The 15,783-nt window shown below is 61.5% G+C and carries 10 protein-coding genes; 7 read left to right on the top strand and 3 right to left on the bottom strand.

Features of this window, described 5'->3' with window-relative positions:
• Nucleotides 1-477: 477 nt before the first annotated feature.
• The 5 genes from AB6730_RS00520 to AB6730_RS00500 all read left to right on the top strand — a co-directional run bounded on the left by AB6730_RS00520 (nucleotide 478) and on the right by AB6730_RS00500 (nucleotide 8,323).
• Nucleotides 478-5,865, top strand: coding sequence for a hypothetical protein (locus tag AB6730_RS00520; protein ID WP_371021710.1), 5,388 nt, complete (start codon nucleotides 478-480; stop codon nucleotides 5,863-5,865).
• 11 nt (nucleotides 5,866-5,876) lie between these two features.
• Nucleotides 5,877-6,923, top strand: coding sequence for an RHS repeat-associated core domain-containing protein (locus tag AB6730_RS00515; protein WP_371021709.1), 1,047 nt, complete (start codon nucleotides 5,877-5,879; stop codon nucleotides 6,921-6,923).
• Nucleotides 6,924-6,976: 53 nt separating this feature from the next.
• Nucleotides 6,977-7,390: a hypothetical protein gene (locus AB6730_RS00510; protein WP_371021708.1), complete on the top strand. Its 414-nt coding sequence runs from the start codon at nucleotides 6,977-6,979 to the stop codon at nucleotides 7,388-7,390.
• Nucleotides 7,391-7,420: 30 nt separating this feature from the next.
• A complete protein-coding gene (locus AB6730_RS00505) occupies nucleotides 7,421-7,765 on the top strand; it encodes a ribonuclease E inhibitor RraB (protein WP_371021707.1) in 345 nt (114 codons plus the stop codon).
• Nucleotides 7,766-7,852: 87 nt separating this feature from the next.
• On the top strand, nucleotides 7,853-8,323 hold the full coding sequence (locus AB6730_RS00500; protein ID WP_371021706.1) for a hypothetical protein: 471 nt from the start codon (nucleotides 7,853-7,855) through the stop codon (nucleotides 8,321-8,323).
• 631 nt (nucleotides 8,324-8,954) lie between these two features.
• Here the strand turns inward: AB6730_RS00500 and AB6730_RS00495 are convergent.
• On the bottom strand, nucleotides 8,955-10,943 hold the full coding sequence (locus AB6730_RS00495; RefSeq protein WP_371021705.1) for a hypothetical protein: 1,989 nt from the start codon (nucleotides 10,941-10,943) through the stop codon (nucleotides 8,955-8,957).
• Between the two features lie 376 nt (nucleotides 10,944-11,319).
• The gene (locus AB6730_RS00490) at nucleotides 11,320-12,459 is read right to left on the bottom strand and encodes a tyrosine-type recombinase/integrase (RefSeq protein ID WP_371021704.1); all 1,140 of its coding nucleotides are present in this window, start codon (nucleotides 12,457-12,459) and stop codon (nucleotides 11,320-11,322) included.
• A 246-nt stretch (nucleotides 12,460-12,705) separates the two neighbouring features.
• Between AB6730_RS00490 and AB6730_RS00485 the strand changes: the two genes are divergently transcribed.
• Nucleotides 12,706-12,993 carry a hypothetical protein gene (locus tag AB6730_RS00485; RefSeq protein WP_371021703.1) on the top strand — a complete coding sequence of 96 codons (288 nt, stop codon included), beginning with the start codon at nucleotides 12,706-12,708 and terminating at the stop codon, nucleotides 12,991-12,993.
• 298 nt (nucleotides 12,994-13,291) lie between these two features.
• On the opposite strand, the gene AB6730_RS00480 is transcribed toward AB6730_RS00485, so the two are convergent.
• On the bottom strand, nucleotides 13,292-14,032 hold the full coding sequence (locus tag AB6730_RS00480; protein ID WP_371021702.1) for a 3'-5' exonuclease: 741 nt from the start codon (nucleotides 14,030-14,032) through the stop codon (nucleotides 13,292-13,294).
• An 11-nt stretch (nucleotides 14,033-14,043) separates the two neighbouring features.
• On the opposite strand from AB6730_RS00480, the gene AB6730_RS00475 reads away from it, so the two are divergent.
• A complete protein-coding gene (locus AB6730_RS00475; RefSeq protein WP_371021701.1) occupies nucleotides 14,044-15,009 on the top strand; it encodes a DNA-binding protein in 966 nt (321 codons plus the stop codon).
• Nucleotides 15,010-15,783: the final 774 nt, after the last annotated feature.

The following is a 15,783-nucleotide window of genomic DNA, read 5'->3' as shown; positions in this document are numbered from 1 at the left end:
GCGGCGGTACGAGATCAGGCCGCTCATCGCATCGGTAGGCGCGATGTCGCCGTATCGTCGACGCGATAAATGCGCGTGGCGGCGGCGTCGGTTATCAGTAGCCTACTGCCGTCGAAGGCGAGGGAGGCGGGTCGTGACAGGCTCTACTGTCGAGATTCGCACTCGGCCGCTGCAATCGTGCATTGTAAGATCTTTCGATAACGCAAGATGGTTCGTAATCGCGCAGATAATTGCCGATTGGCGCAACAGCTATGCAAGATGCTTCGATCTTGTCAGCTTATGCCTACAATAAGATCAGCTGAAGCCTACGCGTCATCTCCTCTATCCTCTCGTTCCTTAAGTTCAAGCGTGATGCAGGCCGTTTACCTCGGTTTCCCGCTTGATCGGAACTTCGCGCGCTTGCAGGTGGGGAACCTCCTGGTCGTACGGTGAGATAGGGGCGCTCATCACATCGCCCCTTGGCTGAAAGGAAGAGCTGTGGGGAATCAGGTTTCGTTTCTGCGTCGCGCCACCGTCGCGATGGTTCTGACTGTGTGCCTGGCATCGCTCGGGGTGGTGCACGCAAACTCCGATGAATCCACGCCGGAAGAACAGTTCCATCGGCGGATCAAAATGTCAGACGACATCAAGCCGCTCGGAGATAGTGCGTTCGGAGAAGCAGTCGACCTCTATACCGGGGAACTATCCTTCCGCCAGGTCGATCTCACGCTCAAGGGCACGGGGCCCGACATTGTGGTCGCCCGCACGTTCAGTCCAGGCTGGCGTACCAGTCTTGATTTTCCCGATGACGGCGCGTTTGCCGACTGGCAGCTGGACGTGCCGCGCCTCACCAGTTTGGTGGGCGCCGCGACATCCGGTGCTTATGCGGGCTTCGGTGCCCAGTGGCAAGCGAACGGCCAGGTGCCGGATAATCGCTGCGCGAACATGGCGTACGATCCGATGCTACCCGGCCCCAATGGGGATCTGTTCGACAGCCTGAACTGGTGGCACGGGTACGCCCTGCAAGTGCCCGGTGAAGGTTCGCAATCGGTCCTGAGCCGAAGCACGAATACTCCGCAGCCCTCAATGACCGATGCCTCGGGCCAACCTATCGCGTTTGTGGCAATGACACCTTCGCACTGGATGATCGGCTGCGAACTGGGGACAGCGTCCGGTGAACCCGGTGACGCCTTCCTGGCCATTTCGCCCAATGGGCTGCGTTATCACCTGAATTGGCTGAATTACTACAGTTCGCCCAGTGCCACGCTTTCGAACCCACCTCCCGGTAAGCACATCACCGCCCGAATCGCTGCCGCCGAAGCCGTCGCGACCAAAGTAGAGGATCGCTTCGGCAACTGGGTGCAATACCACTACCAGGGACGCCGGCTCATCAGCATCGACGCCAGCGACGGGCGCCTCGTGACTTTCACATGGCGTCCCGAGACGGATTGGATCGACCATGTCACGGTGACAGACGCATCAGGCGCGTCGCGTACCTGGACCTACCAATACGCCGACGAATCCCAGCTTGTCGCCAATACCACCCAATATCTAGGACGACTCTCGGCGGTTGGATTACCCGATGGATCAAGCTGGGAGTTCGCGTTGCAGGGCTTGCTGTCGGCAACGGTGGGGCAGAACACGGGCCTGACTCCGTCATGCGCACACGGCTACTTCCAGGTCACGAATCAGGGCAAATCGTTCAGCGGTGCCATGCAGGCACCTAGCGGGCTCTCCGGATCGTTCACCGTCACACCCACGCAACGTGTGCGCGAAGGTGATGCACGGCCACCCGCTACATGCTCGGCCACGGAGGTGCCTTATTTCCAGCCCGCTTCGTATTTCAACATCGCACTGACCCAGAAGCATTACACGGGTGCAGGGGTCGACAGCACGTGGAGTTACGCCTACGGCAATCCGACCCTTTATTGGGCCGATGAATGCCCGTCCGGTGTCTGTCCCGCCCATACGGCCTGGACCGACGTGACTCAGCCCGATGCAAGCATCGTCCGCACCGAGTTCGACAACACCATGAATGGCCCGCTTGAAGGCAAAATCGTGGCGACCCGCACCGGGCTGAATACGCAAGATGGGTCCGCTGCTCGGGTGGAGATCGATGCCTATGCCGATGTCGCCGCGGCAGGTCTGGGTAATCCTCTGGGTTTTGCACTCGATCCGTTGGCGAACACGACCCGGTTGAACAATCAGGAGCCCATGACCGTTCGTCAGATCAGCCAGGACGGCAACGTTTTTACATGGACCGCCGCTGGATTCGATGCATTTGGCCAGCCGTCCAGCATCACGCGTTACAGCGATGTACCCGGCCAGGCGACAGCCCATGAGCAACACACGTATCTGAACGACACGACGCATTGGCTGTTGGGGCTGCCGCTGTCAACCATCAATATCGATACGCAGGAAGTCATGCAGCGGAACGCCTACGACACGAATACCTCCGTGTTGACCGCACACTATGCCTTCGAACATCTGCTGATGTCATATCAATTCGACGCTCAAGGGCACCTTGCCGCGTTCACGGACGGTAACAATCACACCACTGCGCTGAGCAACTATAAGCTGGATGTTCCGCAGAGCGTGACGTTCCCGGATCAGACAGCTGAGCAGTTCACTGTGGACAATTTTGGCGATATCACGAGCGTCACAGATCCCCTAGGTGCCACGACCCAATACCACTACGACACGATGGGACGCATGTCAGAGGTGGACTACCCCGCTGGCGACACGATGGCTTGGTCGTCGAAGCGCTACACGTACGGCTTCGCGAGCGGCGCCGAGCGCGGCATCGGAGCGGGGCATTGGGTGCGTTCGATCACCGAGGGGCCGAAGACCATCACCACTTACTTCGATGCGCTGTGGCGCCCGGTCCTGACGACGACCACCGACGGCAACACGGGGGCGGCCATGTCGAACAGCACCGGTTACGACTGGGCTGGTCGGCAGGCATTTTCGTCTTACCCTGTGGACGGCGCACCCGATCTCGCAACGATCGGTGCGGGCGTTGCGATCCATTACGATGTACTCGGACGTGTAACGCTGCAGGCCGCTTCATCGGAGTTGGGGAACCTGAATACCGCCACGGCGTATCTGCCCGGTGCCATCGTCCGGGTGACCGACCCTCGCGGTAAGGTCACTGCAACGACGTATCAAGTGTTTGACGAGCCAGACACGAGCCGCCCGCTTTCGGTGGTGGCGGGCGGTATCGTGCAGACGGTGGCCCGCGACATTTACGGCAACGTGCAATCCCTGGCGCAAGGCACCTCTGCCGGCGTGCTGTTGACGCGTAGCTGGATCTACGACAGCTACCACCGGCTTTGTCGCATCCACGACCCCGAATCCGGCGATCGTGTTACTGCCTATGACGGGGCCGACAATGTGGCGTGGACAGCGGCGGGGCTGGCCCTCAACGGTACCGATTGCGGCTACGACCAAGTGGCCGCTGCGACCGAGACCACGCGCACCTACGATGCGCTAAACCGGGTGACCTCCATCGTCTACCCCGCCGGGACCGATCCCGTCACCTTTACCTATGACCGGGCGGGGCGGCAGTCCACGGCGACCTCCGGGCTGGTGTCCTGGACCTATGGTTACAATCTGCGCGGCCTGCTGACCGCTGAGCACCTGTCGGTCGACGGATACAGCTTCCCGCTGGACTACACCTACAGCGCGGAAGGGGTGCCGGCATCCGTGAGCTATCCGGATGGCAAGACCGTGACAGCGGCGCCCGACGGCCTGGGCCGTCCCACGGGTGCGGGCGGCTACGCCATGGGCGCGCAGTATTTTCCTGACGGCAAGCTTAGGGCGTTCACCCTTGGCAATCAGGCTACATATCTCGCGCAGGAGAACGGGCGGCAACTCCTGAGCAATCAGACGTATGGAACTGCCGCCGCCATGGCGGTGAGCCAGGATCTGAGTTACGACGAGGACGGGAACGTGTTGAGCCGTTCGGATCTGACGATTGGCCAGCAACGCACCGCGAGCTTCAGCTATGACGACCTCAACCGACTCAGTAGTGCGTCGGCAGCAAATTTGTGGGGTACGGAGAGTTATGGCTACGATGCGCTCAATAACCTGATCCGCCTGACCGACACGGACGGTGAGTCCGATTACGGGTACGACGCGAACAACCGTCTGACCGCCATCACTCGTGGCGGGGCGGCTGTTCACACCTTTGCCTACGATGACCGCGGCAACACTGCACAACGTGACGGTGCAACACTGACCTTCGATCAAGCCGACCGGCTGCTCGGCATCCAGAATCAGGCTGGCTATCTCTACGATGCCGCCGGTCGCCGGGTGCGCAGCCAGGACGGGCAGGGTAGCCCGACGAAATATTGGGCCTATAGTGGGTCAGGCAAGCTCATGTTTGCCTACGATCCGACGACCACCCAAGGCACGGACTACATCTACCTCGGTCCTCAATTGGTGGCTTCGACCCAGGAGAGTTTGTCCAAGGTCATCGGCAACCTCGATGGCGTGGCCAACACAACGGCGGCCACGGCCATCTTGCGTGGATGGGCCTGCTCGACGGGCTTGGCGCAGTCGATTCAGGTCGAGGCATTTGTCAACGGCGGCCCAGGCGTCGGTACGTCCATGGGCACGTTTACGGCCAACGTGGCCAGCGAGGCGGCCGTTGCGCAAGCCTGCCATGTTGGCAGTGGATCGTATCGCTTCGAGATTTCCTTGTCGGATGCCTTCCGTGTGGCCCATTCGGGACAGTCGTTATATGTCGTGGGCAAGTCGCCCAATGGCGGGGCCGACGTCGTTCTGCCGGGCTCGGGTGGCGCGGGCGCGGTGGTTCCGCCTTCGGTTTCCGCGCCGGGAGCTCCCGCCAGTGCTGCGGCGGTAGCCGCAGGGAACCTCTCATCCATTCAAGTCACGTGGACGGCGGCAGCGAATGCCAGCAGCTATCACGTGCAACAACAGGTCAACGGGGGGGCTTGGCAGACGGTCACCGGCGTTTCTGGCACAGCGGTGACGATCAGCCAGCCGCCCGACGGTGTCTACGGATTCCAGGTCCAAGCCTGCAACGCGAACGGCTGCAGCGCTTGGACCGCGAGTAACAGCGTGGCTATTCGTCACGTACCCGCAGCCCCGGCATCGCTGGCGGTTCCCGCGACGAGCACCGGCTCCATCGCCATCAGCTGGAGTGCATCCGCGTACGCGACCAGCTACGAGTTGCAAGAAAGCGTCAACGGCGGAGGATTTGCGTCGGTCTATAACGGTGGGGGGACCTCCGCTGTCATTGGGGTGGGTGCCACCAGCAGCGTCAGTTTCCAGGTACGTGCTTGCAACGCCAATGGGTGCAGCTCATTCACGGGTAGCAGCGCCGTTGCCGTGACCGTGCCACCCGCGTCGGCGCCGGGCTTGAGTGGAGGCGGGTCTAGCTCTACCGGTGCGTACGGCCTGAGCTGGACCACAGTGGGAGGGGCCACCAGCTACACGTTGACAGAAAGCGTCAACGGCGCAGGTGCCACGGTGGTCCAGTCAGCGAACGCCACCGCATGGTCGACCAGCGGGCGGGGTAACGGCACCTACGTCTATCAAGTACAGGGCTGCAACACGGCCGGATGTGGCCCGATGAGCGGGGCGGTGTCGGTCACGGTCGCACTGGTGCCAGCCGCCCCGCAGCCGCTGCTCAACGAGACCAGCAACGGCAAGATCGCCCGATACGCGGTGGAATGGACCGCTGTCAGCGGTGCGACGCGGTATGAAGCGATTCGCAGCGATACGCATGCGTCGGTGTATTCCGGCACTGGCTTGACCTTCGTGCTCGTATCGCAGTCGGAACAGCTTCCCCTCAACTACGACGCGCTCGTCCGGGCCTGCAATGACACCGGGTGCTCCGCTTACGTCCCGGCCAGTTAATGGAGACGACGATGAACAATGTGAAGCGCTCAGATATCACCGAAGTCTCGGACCAGAGCGCACGGAAAGCCCGAGCGGTGAGATCACCCACACGGCCGCCCTATGGGAGGTCTCGCGCGGCGGCGATATGGCTGATTTGGACCGTGCTACTGGCCTTTACGGGGCTAACCCGTGCTGCCGAGACGGTGACTTACTTCTACGCAGACCAGCAAGGCACGGTTCTGGCCTCCGCCGACGCCGCGGGCAACGTGTTGAGCATGACCGACTACCGGCCATATGGGGCGGTTGCTCGCGGCGCGCTCCAGGAAGGACCGGGGTACGCCGGGCACGTAGAGGACACGGATAGCGGCCTGATCTACATGCAGGCGCGGTATTACGACCCAGCCTCAGGCCGTTTCCTGTCGGTCGATCCGGTCACAACCACGGCTGGCGATGCTTTGCGCTTTGGCCGGTTCACCTACGCAGTCAACAATCCCGTGCGGTTGGTTGATCCAAACGGTCAGCAAGAAGTGGATGCTGACGAGTTGGATCTCGAGACTCGGGCAGCACTGGCGCGCTTGAACCCACCGCTGGGACCGAACATGGCCGCGCCGGGGTATGCGCCGCCGCCCACACTTGCCCCGGGAGCATTGCCCGAGACCTTCCCCGAACATCAGGTCGCTCAAAGCCTGGGTTTGGAGCAACGCATAGAGGTCGGGGAAAACCTGCCAACGGCAGAAGCGAAGCAAGAAAAAACCTACCAGATCTACACAAAGATCAATCCAACCACCGGTGAGACCTATACCGGCCGCACGAGCGGCACGGGTACCGCAGAAGAGAATGTTGCGCGACGCGACGTGGCGCACCATATGAACGACAAGGGATTCGGCCCTGCGATACTCGTGTATTCTTCCTCGAATCCGGACGCGATCAGAGGCCAGGAGCAGACCATGATCGAGAACTATGGCGGCTCACAGCGTTCTGGCGGTACGTCGGGTAACGCCATCAACGGGATCAGTCCGAGCAATGGAAAACTTGGCCAATATATCGATGCGGCCCGCGTGGAGTTCGGTGAGTGACTGAGTCAAAAAATAGTCGCATTCGGCGACGGGTCGGCGATGTGGTGTCCATCTTGCTCGACGGCAAGCACGAGATAGCGTATGCGGCCGTTCTGGAGCAGTCGAAGTTTGCAGTATTCGACGGACGCGATGTGTCAAATGCGGAAGGAGCGCTGCAGCGGCCACCCCTGTTTTACGTTTCAGTCATGAATAGCGCGGTGACCTCGGGACGATGGCCCGTCGTCGCATTCCTACCGGAGCGCATTGCTCACCTTCAAGCGCCACCAACCTTCATGCAAGATCCCCTTCGGCCCGAAAAGTTTCAGATCTACGATCGCGGCACCATGCGCCCTGCCACGCGCGCTGAATGCGAGTCGTTGGAGCGAACGGCCGTCTGGGACGCCGAGCATGTCGAGGATCGAATCCGCGACACTTACGCAGGGAAGGAAAGTCGGATTGTTCAGTCGATGCACATTGACGCCCTGTGACACGGTTTCTGTCTTTTTCTTGAGGTTCGCATGAGTATCGTAGAAGACCTGGCAACCACGGCCCGTGCCGATGTCGACCTCTTGGGCTTGCGTGACCGTCAGGGCGATATGTTCGCGATCCCCCGACCCGTCGATTTTATCTTCCTCGCTGCGGATGAAAGGCAAGCGTCCGCGGTCGCAGGTTTCCTCTCGGACTATCGGTACGCCACGACGGCCACGACTAACGCGAACGGCGAGTTCAGAGTGGTGGCCACCGTTTCAATGGCAGTAGAACAGCAAACGCTGCTCGCCGTGTCGGGCTTCATGCAATGCATTGCTTCGCTCTTCCGTGTGGAGTACGACGGGTGGGCTGCCCCGATTGTGCAGGGCGCCTGACCGAATCTTCATCCGGAACGCTCTTTCCATGCTAGCGGTGGCATGGGTCGGGGCTAGCATCCAGCCATGGCCTCGGTGTTGAAGTGAGTGCACGTCATCGCTGTGGACCTGTCGAGTGACATTCCGCGGGCGGCGGATGGATCGACGCGGGAGGAGGCGGCAGCGCTCGCCGATGCTATGGCGAGTCACAGCACTGTAGACGTCAAGGTGACCAACGTGGACAGCCGGACGATCGGGGACAGCTTCAGCCAGATGACCTTCGATGTCGCGGACTTCAAGGCATTCGAGGCAAAATCTCCCCAGCTCGGCGCCACGCTGTTTACGCACGTATTCGCCGAGCGGTTGTTCAGTGCGAACAATCCTGGCGCTGGCTTTCAGAGCTCACATGCTGCCGCACTTGGGCCGGAAGCTGCTGTCATGGGTGCTGCCACCCGGACTGAAAGCGGTACCCAACTTATGAATGGTTGGACGGGAGCGACATTCGATTACCTTGACAAAAAGGGCAACCCTGTTTCTTCTTACAGCTTCCAAGTCGATCCGAACTGGGCGGTGCACTGATGTTGAGCCCGCGATCCTTCGTTCTTCTCTTGTTTGCGCTTGGGCTGACACCCTGGGCTTCGGCCTCTGTTGAATCGAGTGCGTTCTCCGCACAGATTGTTCGTGTCTCTGCATTCCCGGTCCCGCAGTCAGGCGTGATAATCACATGGGTCGCGCTTTCGGTTGTCAAGGATGGTACGACTGCCGAGCAGGAATTGCTGTTGCCTTTCATGTCTGAGGACCAACCACAGCCGAAGGCAGGGGAGAAGTGCGATTTCACCGTGCATACCGAGAGGGCAGGGGGATATGTTGGTCACTCGTTCGTTAAAATGCATGAAGCAACCGTGATCGACAGCTTTCAGTGCCTATCTGCGCGGAATATGAGAACCTGACAAGACGCTTTACGGTCCGCGCGACTTCAGGGCTGCCGGCGAGACCCCCGCAGTCAGGTCCGCTGACCGATACGAAAAGACGGGCAGTTTCGCGTTCGATGATTTCAAGCGGTCGCTTGATGCAGTGTGACGAATTAACAGGGGCTCGCCCTGCGGCCCATTCAGACCTACTGAGGATGGTGCGCAGCCGCTGCACGAAGGTCCGAAAGGACCTCTTGGTAGTCACTTTGGCTGTTATCAACACCCAAAGCGTTACTTCGCTACATATCGCGATGCAGCCAGCCCGAACTGTAGTAGAGCTCGTGCAGTTGACTATCCGACCCGACGTATTCGATTCGCACCACACCGTCTGACCCCGTGAACTCGACTGGATCGCTAAGCAAAGAGATTGCTCCACGCGTCAGGGTCGTCAAGTCGTTGTGCACCCAGGAGTTCATCCACCACACGAGCTCATGTAAATCGTTGTCCGTACCGCGGTAAATGATGCGCGGCGCGCCGCCGGCCAGCACGCCCTTGGGATTGCCCTGCGCCGGTGTCGCATTGGTCAGATCGGTGATATCGGCAAGATGCCATCCAGTGGAATCCATGTGGAATTCATGGATTCCGCCCGCGTTGTCCATGTATGCCACACGCGGGGACCCGGATGCATCAACGTATCCTTGCGGATCGGAGTAAGCCGCCGAGGAACCGGCGATACCCGTCATCTGCCACTGATTCCAGGCGCCATTGTAGAAATACAGTTCAACTACCTGATTATTGACATCGCGGTAAACGACGCGAGGGACGCCGTTGGACACGTAGCCCATGGGGGTGCCTATGGCTGCCGCGGGAGCATGTGGCGAGCTTTCGGAAGAAAGGTTAACGTGATGCCAGCCGTTGGAATCCAACGATAACTGGTGAATGTTTCCCACCAGGTCTCGATAAATGACATGGCTTATTCCGTCAGCGTCGACGTACGGTTTAGGATCGGATCCCGTACTGCTCAAGCCCAATGATGTCGTCATATCCCACTCGGACCAGGCGGCGCCCTGCTCAAAAATTTCCCTGATGTGTTGGTTCGAATCGCGATAGATCACCCTGGCCGCGCCGTTTGCGAAATAGCCCGTCGGGTCACCCGCAGCGCTACCTGAAGTCAAGGTCTGCAAGACGTTGGGATTGCCGCTGAGATCGCTGCTGAAGAGATTGATGTTTGCGCCATCTCTGTACACGACCCGCGGGGCGGGCTCATTAAACGCGGCAGGGGAACCGGCTGCGTGATGAGGAATGGTCGAAGTCACTCTTAGGTCGGAAACGGACATGCCGAGTTGCCCGTGGGCATTCGTGGCCGGTGCGATTTCTCCGTTTACGCCGATTAGCGTGATGCGGTAGTCCAAGGGATTTTTCGAGAGGCTGTCGTAACCGGGCTGCCCAGAGGACGCGACTGCATGCAGCACATTCAGGAAATCACTGGTACTGACACGGAAATGCACGATCTTTGTCGAGGAAAACGGCTGTGACTGGAAACCGATCGAAGCGCCATGCAACCAAGCCGGTGAATTGCTGACCATACCTCCAGATGTAACGGTAGTCTGAGCAATTGGGAAAGAGGTGGTCTCCGTATCATCCGTATGAACCTGCTGAACATCTGCAGAGTTTGGAATACGGGAATAGTAGCCCACCTGATAGGTGAACTTGCACTTGACCGGCGGGTTTGAATTCGGTTGGATACAGTAACCGCTCTCGTCTTCCACGATGACTTCAAAATAAGCTTGCGTAACCGTCTTTGACGTTGCGGCGTCTGTGGAGAGGTCGTTGGCCACACCCGCTTTGAACGATATGTCCAAGTCATATGCCATCGACGGAAATAGCCGCGCATAGGGTGCGCTGTTGTACCAGCATCCCACGTTCAGAGCGTTGGAACCGCCGAACAGTTGCGTGGTCGGATCCATGGTGTTCAGCCAAAGACCGACCTGTTTGCCCATCACCTGGACGCCGCTATACGCGAATTGATCAGTATGACCGCGCTGATAAGACAAAAGCGGCGCATTACTTGACAGGCCCGTGTAACCTCCCAGGGCCCAGGACGTAATCGGCACCGGCGGCGGATTGCCCACATCCCAACGATCCAGAACCGTGAAACGATTGTTCTCCGGCTGGTTAGGGCTTTGCACAACCTGATCGATCGTCGTCTGATCGATGTAGGGCTGATAGAACGGCAGCGAGGGAGGAGCGCTTCCCGTTATGTCCGTGGGCACGAGGCCAACGGGCATACAATTTGTAGATCCAAGCGTCACGGGGCCGACGGTCGATGCTTGATTTGGGTTGGCCTGCGCCACAACCGGAGGCGAGCACAGCTGAGTCGCTGCGGCAAGAACCACGAAGACACACCAAAATGATTTCCTACCACCGTCCTTTAGCACCTTGCCTCTCCTATCCAAAAATGGGCCTGGCGGCCGGAAGGTCGTTCCCCCACCAATGCCTGTGACACTCAGCCAAATATCTAACGCTTTTAGGATCAGCTTGGACGGCGCTAACGCCGCAGCCGCGCCACCTTAGCGATACTGGCGAAGCTAAAGGAATCTGGTGCGATCGCCCCACGTCATATGACAATGCGGTTGCGGCGATATGTCGGCCGATTGTAAGACCTTACCCTTCGTCGGCACGAGAATCGGTAGCACGAGAATCTGCGGGGTTCTCGCCGAGTGGCCCGTCATCCAGCAGGCGCGCGCCGCGACTTTCGCTGAGTGCGCCGCTCCGGTGGTAGCCCACGACACTGGCCACGCTGCGGTGCCCGGAAAGCGCCATCACTTCCGCCAGGGGGACCTGCTGACGGCCCGCCTCGGTGATGAACCCGGCGCGTAGGCTGTGCCCGCCGATGTCCTCGTCCCGGCCGGCCCGGCGCGCGCGGCGCTTGATGATCTCACCCACTGCCGCCGGCGAGAGCGCCGCACCGACGCGCTGACCCCACAGCCGACGGAACAGCGCGCCCTCCTCGATGTTCGCGGCGGCCACCCACGCGGCCAGGGCGCGCGCGGCGCGGCCAACGATCGGCTTGCCACCCGCGGTCACCGAGGCCGTGCCCGTGGGGTCGGTCTTGCTCGCCCCGAGGCGGAACACGTACGCGTCCGGCCTCACCGGCTGCAACTGGTCGACCTGCGCGGCAGCGATCTCACTGCGGCGACGGCCGCCGCTGGCGAAGCCGAACAGGAGCAGGGCGCGGTCGCGCAGGCCTTCCAGACTGTCGTCACAGCTAGCCAGCAGTGCTTCGAGCGGTTCGCGGGTTAGTGCGGCCTTCCTCGCCGGGGCCTCGCCGCGCTGGGCGCCGGCGCGGCGCGCGCTCTTCAGCAGCTGGCGGACCGCCGGGGCCTCGCAGGGGTTGGCCTGGTCATGGCGCCGGTGGACCGCGGCCAGGACCGACAGGCGGTGTTCGATGGTGCTGCGCTTCCAGGGTCCCGGCGCGGCCTTGGCCCCGGCCGCGACCAGCGCGGCATCCAAGGCTGGCGGCAGTTCCTGCCGCCAGCTGCCGTCGGGCCGCGGCCGGGCCAGATGGTCGACGACGAACTGCAGGACAACCGCTGCCGGGACGGGCAGGGCGATCGCGCGGCCGTAGCGGCCCAGGTACCAGGCGGCCCAGTAGCGCACCGCGGTGCGGTAACTGCGTGCGGTGTTGGCCGAGGCACCGGCGGCGAGGATGTCGCGGATCGCCTCGGCAGCACCCTCGGCCAACCGCGCCGGGTCGAGCAGGGGGTGCGGGCGGGGTACCAGCGACGAATCGTTGTTTTCCATATGTGCCACGTAATAATTGTTACGATCAACGGTTTGTACCGGCGATAATTATCCCTTATCGCGGGTATGTACCGCCAGGCGCTCGCCCACAAATGGGGCGTGACCGATTTGACACCGCCCCGTAGCATCGCGGCCATCAAGACAGGGAGAACACAATGGCGGAGACTAACCGGCGAACTGCCTTGATATAGCAAGTCGTAGCGCTTGCCGCGCTCACAGGCCTCGATAACCGGTACGGAGATCGACGTGTCCCACACGCTCGGTCGTGTGTTCGTAGCCGCAACCTTTGGCCTGGTGGTTGCGTACGCCAGTCTCCTGGCGGATCACGCCCGGGGCGAGGAACGTAACCAACGTTACGCGCTGGTTCTGTCATCCCTCGATCCTTACCTCGTCGATTTGCCCGAGGAGCAGCGCGCCACAGTGAAGATCGGCCTGGCCAAGACGCTATTCCACCAGCCCAGCCCAGCGCGGACGGCACAGCGCCCGCGGAAGTGGCCTTCGATGGCAATGCGAAAGACTTCATCCAGTTGCTGACGCAGCTGGCGAATGCCTTCCGGACCTCCAAGTAAGTAACCGCTATGAGCCTTGCGGGCGCACGATCAAACATGGAGGATGACTATCAGGCCCTCCTCGCAGCCTGACACGTCAGCCGGATGCTCGGCGATCCGTCGATCACGAGCGTGGAGGTCGACGCCACGTCACTGACGGCGGCCCAGCGCCCGATGGCCATCGACGAGAACCACCACCCGACGTCGAGTGACGATCCGATGCCAACGAACTGATCGCGGCGGCCTCCTCGCTCGCCTGCCATGGTGTCGAGGTGCTGCCTGATCTAGCCCGGAGGCGCGGCGTGCTGAGCCGCGGATACTTGTTCGCCGTGACCGGACAGGGGACGGAGGGCCTGGTAAACACGCAGGCTCGCCATGGCGTCGTGGGCCGCGTAGGCGATCTGGGCCGGTTGCAGCGGGCGGGCCGCCCAGTTGGAGGTGGTGATCCGTTTGGATTTGACCAGATGCTGGCCCAGGACTACCGCCACGGCCGTCTGCAATCCTACCCGTTGCCGAAAGCCCAGCGCCTGGACCAGGCCGCTGACTTCGACACCGCCGCGCAGGCGAATCCCGAACTTGGTGTGCAAGCCGCGGTGATCACCCTTCAGGCCGAAGCCAACCTTGGCGATCCGTGCATCCTCGAGGAGCTCGCGCAACAAGGGGGGTAGGGTACCGCCTGTGATGGGGAAAAGGACAGCGGTAGTCGCCGACGCCAACTGGATCAGATGGGGCCCGGTTCCTTTCATGCCTGCCTGAAAAACCGGACGGCTCTCGGTGTCGAAGCCCAGTACGATCGCATCGCGCAACGCAGCAGCGGCCTTGGCGGTAGCGACCTTGCTCTCAGCGACGATGACTTGGTTCGGGTCGAGCGACGGGAACCGCGGAAGCGACAACAACTCGGCGCGCGAGGGACGCTCGCGCCATACTCGCCCTGGCGTTCTGCCGGACCGACGCCCCTCCTGGCCCGAGGTTTTGCAGTGCTCAGTGCTCGCTGGCTCGTCGCCGCGTTCATCCGTGTCGGTCATTACTTCCTGCCATGATTTGGACGGTCCCGGCGGTCCGCGCATACTGTACTTTTATTGAGCGGCGGTTGGCCATGGGTCGCGGAATTTCTGAGTCAGACGTGTTCGCGGCGGCGGACAGCCTCATGGTCGCCGGCGAACGACCCACGGTGGATCGCATTCGCGCCGTCTTGGGATCGGGCTCGCCGAACACCGTCATTCGGCACCTCGACGCCTGGTGGGCGCACGCCGGGCGGCGTCTTGCAGAGGCTACCCAACGTATGGCCTTACCGGATGCGCCGGATCAAGTCCGTGCCCTTGCCGCATCGTTCTGGGCCGAGGCCCTGGCGACGGCCCGAGGGGAGCTCGAGTCGACGTTTTATGGCGAGCGTGCCGCGTTAGAGGCCACACGCGCCGAACTCAAGGCAAGCCAGCAGCGCGATGAGCTCGTACGCGCGGAAGAGCAGGCGGAGCTGGTGCGAGTCCGGGAAGAGGCGGCCGCTCTATCGTCGCGACTGAGTGCCTTCGAAGAGCAGCGGTCTACCTGGGATGCCGAGCGCGAACGGCTCCTGGCCGAACTGCAACGTCACGCGGCGGCATCCGAGGAGGATCGGCGTGCGCTTTCGGACATCAGGGAAGCCATGGCGAATACGCAGCGTCGGGCCGACGAAGAGCGCCAGACCAGCGCCGTTTATACGCGCTCGATCGAAGATCGCGCGCACCAGGCCGTCGATGATGCGCGGCAGGAAATCAAAACGCTTCGGCAGAATCTGGCCGCAGCCGTTCGCGAGCACTCGCGCCGTGACGGCGCGCACGCACGCGAGACCGTCGCATTGACCAAAGCCAAGGCGATAGCGGAGCGCGAAGCGGCGAATCTGAAGGGCAGGGTGCAGGCGCTGGAGGCCACGGTCGCCGCACTGAAGCCAAAGGCTCGGCCAAAGACGAAGCCGAAGCCAGCCAAGGGCGCTGGCGTCCGCAAGTCCCGGTCATCGGCGACCTAGCCGGTAGGAGCACCGGGCTGCCGGTGGCAGCACGCGCCCCAGGCACCGTTCTCCCCGTGACTCGCCGCTCCCGCTGCCCAGATTAACCAGCACCCGACCAGACCCGAGGCATCGGCCCACCCGGACGTGGCAGTCCGCGCGCTTCAGCCCGAGACTCACAAGCAATAGCTGGCTGTCCTGCAGGTCGTCGGTACGATTCTCGTGACGACATATTCATCGTGGGACAGCCGTTATTCGAGCGCATGCTGGAGCATGCGCGACCACGACCGCGGAGAGGGTCGTGCTGACCCATCGCCCTTCGGCCCTGAGCCAGCTATCACCGGTTACGCCAGAGTCCGCGATGGTTCGCCTGGGCTCGCACACGCAACAGCGGTACCTTGGCACGTTCCACCGAGGCACATCGTTTGTGTGATTCGAGCTCGGGGACGGTGGCGTCTCATCCTGGTGTCGGCCCGAGACAAAGGCGGTGACGTTTACAGCGGCTGGGTCAAGGCTAATCAACTTAGCCCGTTACAAACACAGGCAGCTGATCTGCTGAGTGACTCGGACCCGAACCACGAAGAATGACGCCGCCTTGTTCAGTAGCCGGGATGCGGCTTGCTTGCGACCTTGAAAATATCGATTGGACTTTGCCGTCGCATTAAGCGTGCATCGGTCGCGGTAGCCTGAGGAAGACGACTTCACGCCTGAATTACGATAATCGTAGTAGCGTGCTTCTCCCTGACGTCGGTCAATGTCGCTTGGCGACGTCAACTGGCTTCGAAAATATTGGTC

The organism is Luteibacter sp. RCC_6_2 (assembly GCF_041360655.1).
Lineage (GTDB): Bacteria > Pseudomonadota > Gammaproteobacteria > Xanthomonadales > Rhodanobacteraceae > Luteibacter.
Note: the sequence above shows the minus strand (reverse complement) of the source record. Positions and strands in the feature narration are given on the sequence as shown.

What these genes read in the sequence shown, in the direction of transcription:
- AB6730_RS00475 (WP_371021701.1), top strand. Translation starts at nt 14,044, where the DNA reads ATGATTTGGACGGTCCCGGCGGTCCGCGCATACTGTACTTTTATTGAG.
- AB6730_RS00490 (WP_371021704.1), bottom strand. Translation starts at nt 12,459, where the DNA reads ATGGAAAACAACGATTCGTCGCTGGTACCCCGCCCGCACCCCCTGCTC.
- AB6730_RS00505 (WP_371021707.1), top strand. Translation starts at nt 7,421, where the DNA reads ATGAGTATCGTAGAAGACCTGGCAACCACGGCCCGTGCCGATGTCGAC.
- AB6730_RS00515 (WP_371021709.1), top strand. Translation starts at nt 5,877, where the DNA reads ATGAACAATGTGAAGCGCTCAGATATCACCGAAGTCTCGGACCAGAGC.
- AB6730_RS00480 (WP_371021702.1), bottom strand. Translation starts at nt 14,032, where the DNA reads ATGACCGACACGGATGAACGCGGCGACGAGCCAGCGAGCACTGAGCAC.
- AB6730_RS00495 (WP_371021705.1), bottom strand. Translation starts at nt 10,943, where the DNA reads ATGCCCGTTGGCCTCGTGCCCACGGACATAACGGGAAGCGCTCCTCCC.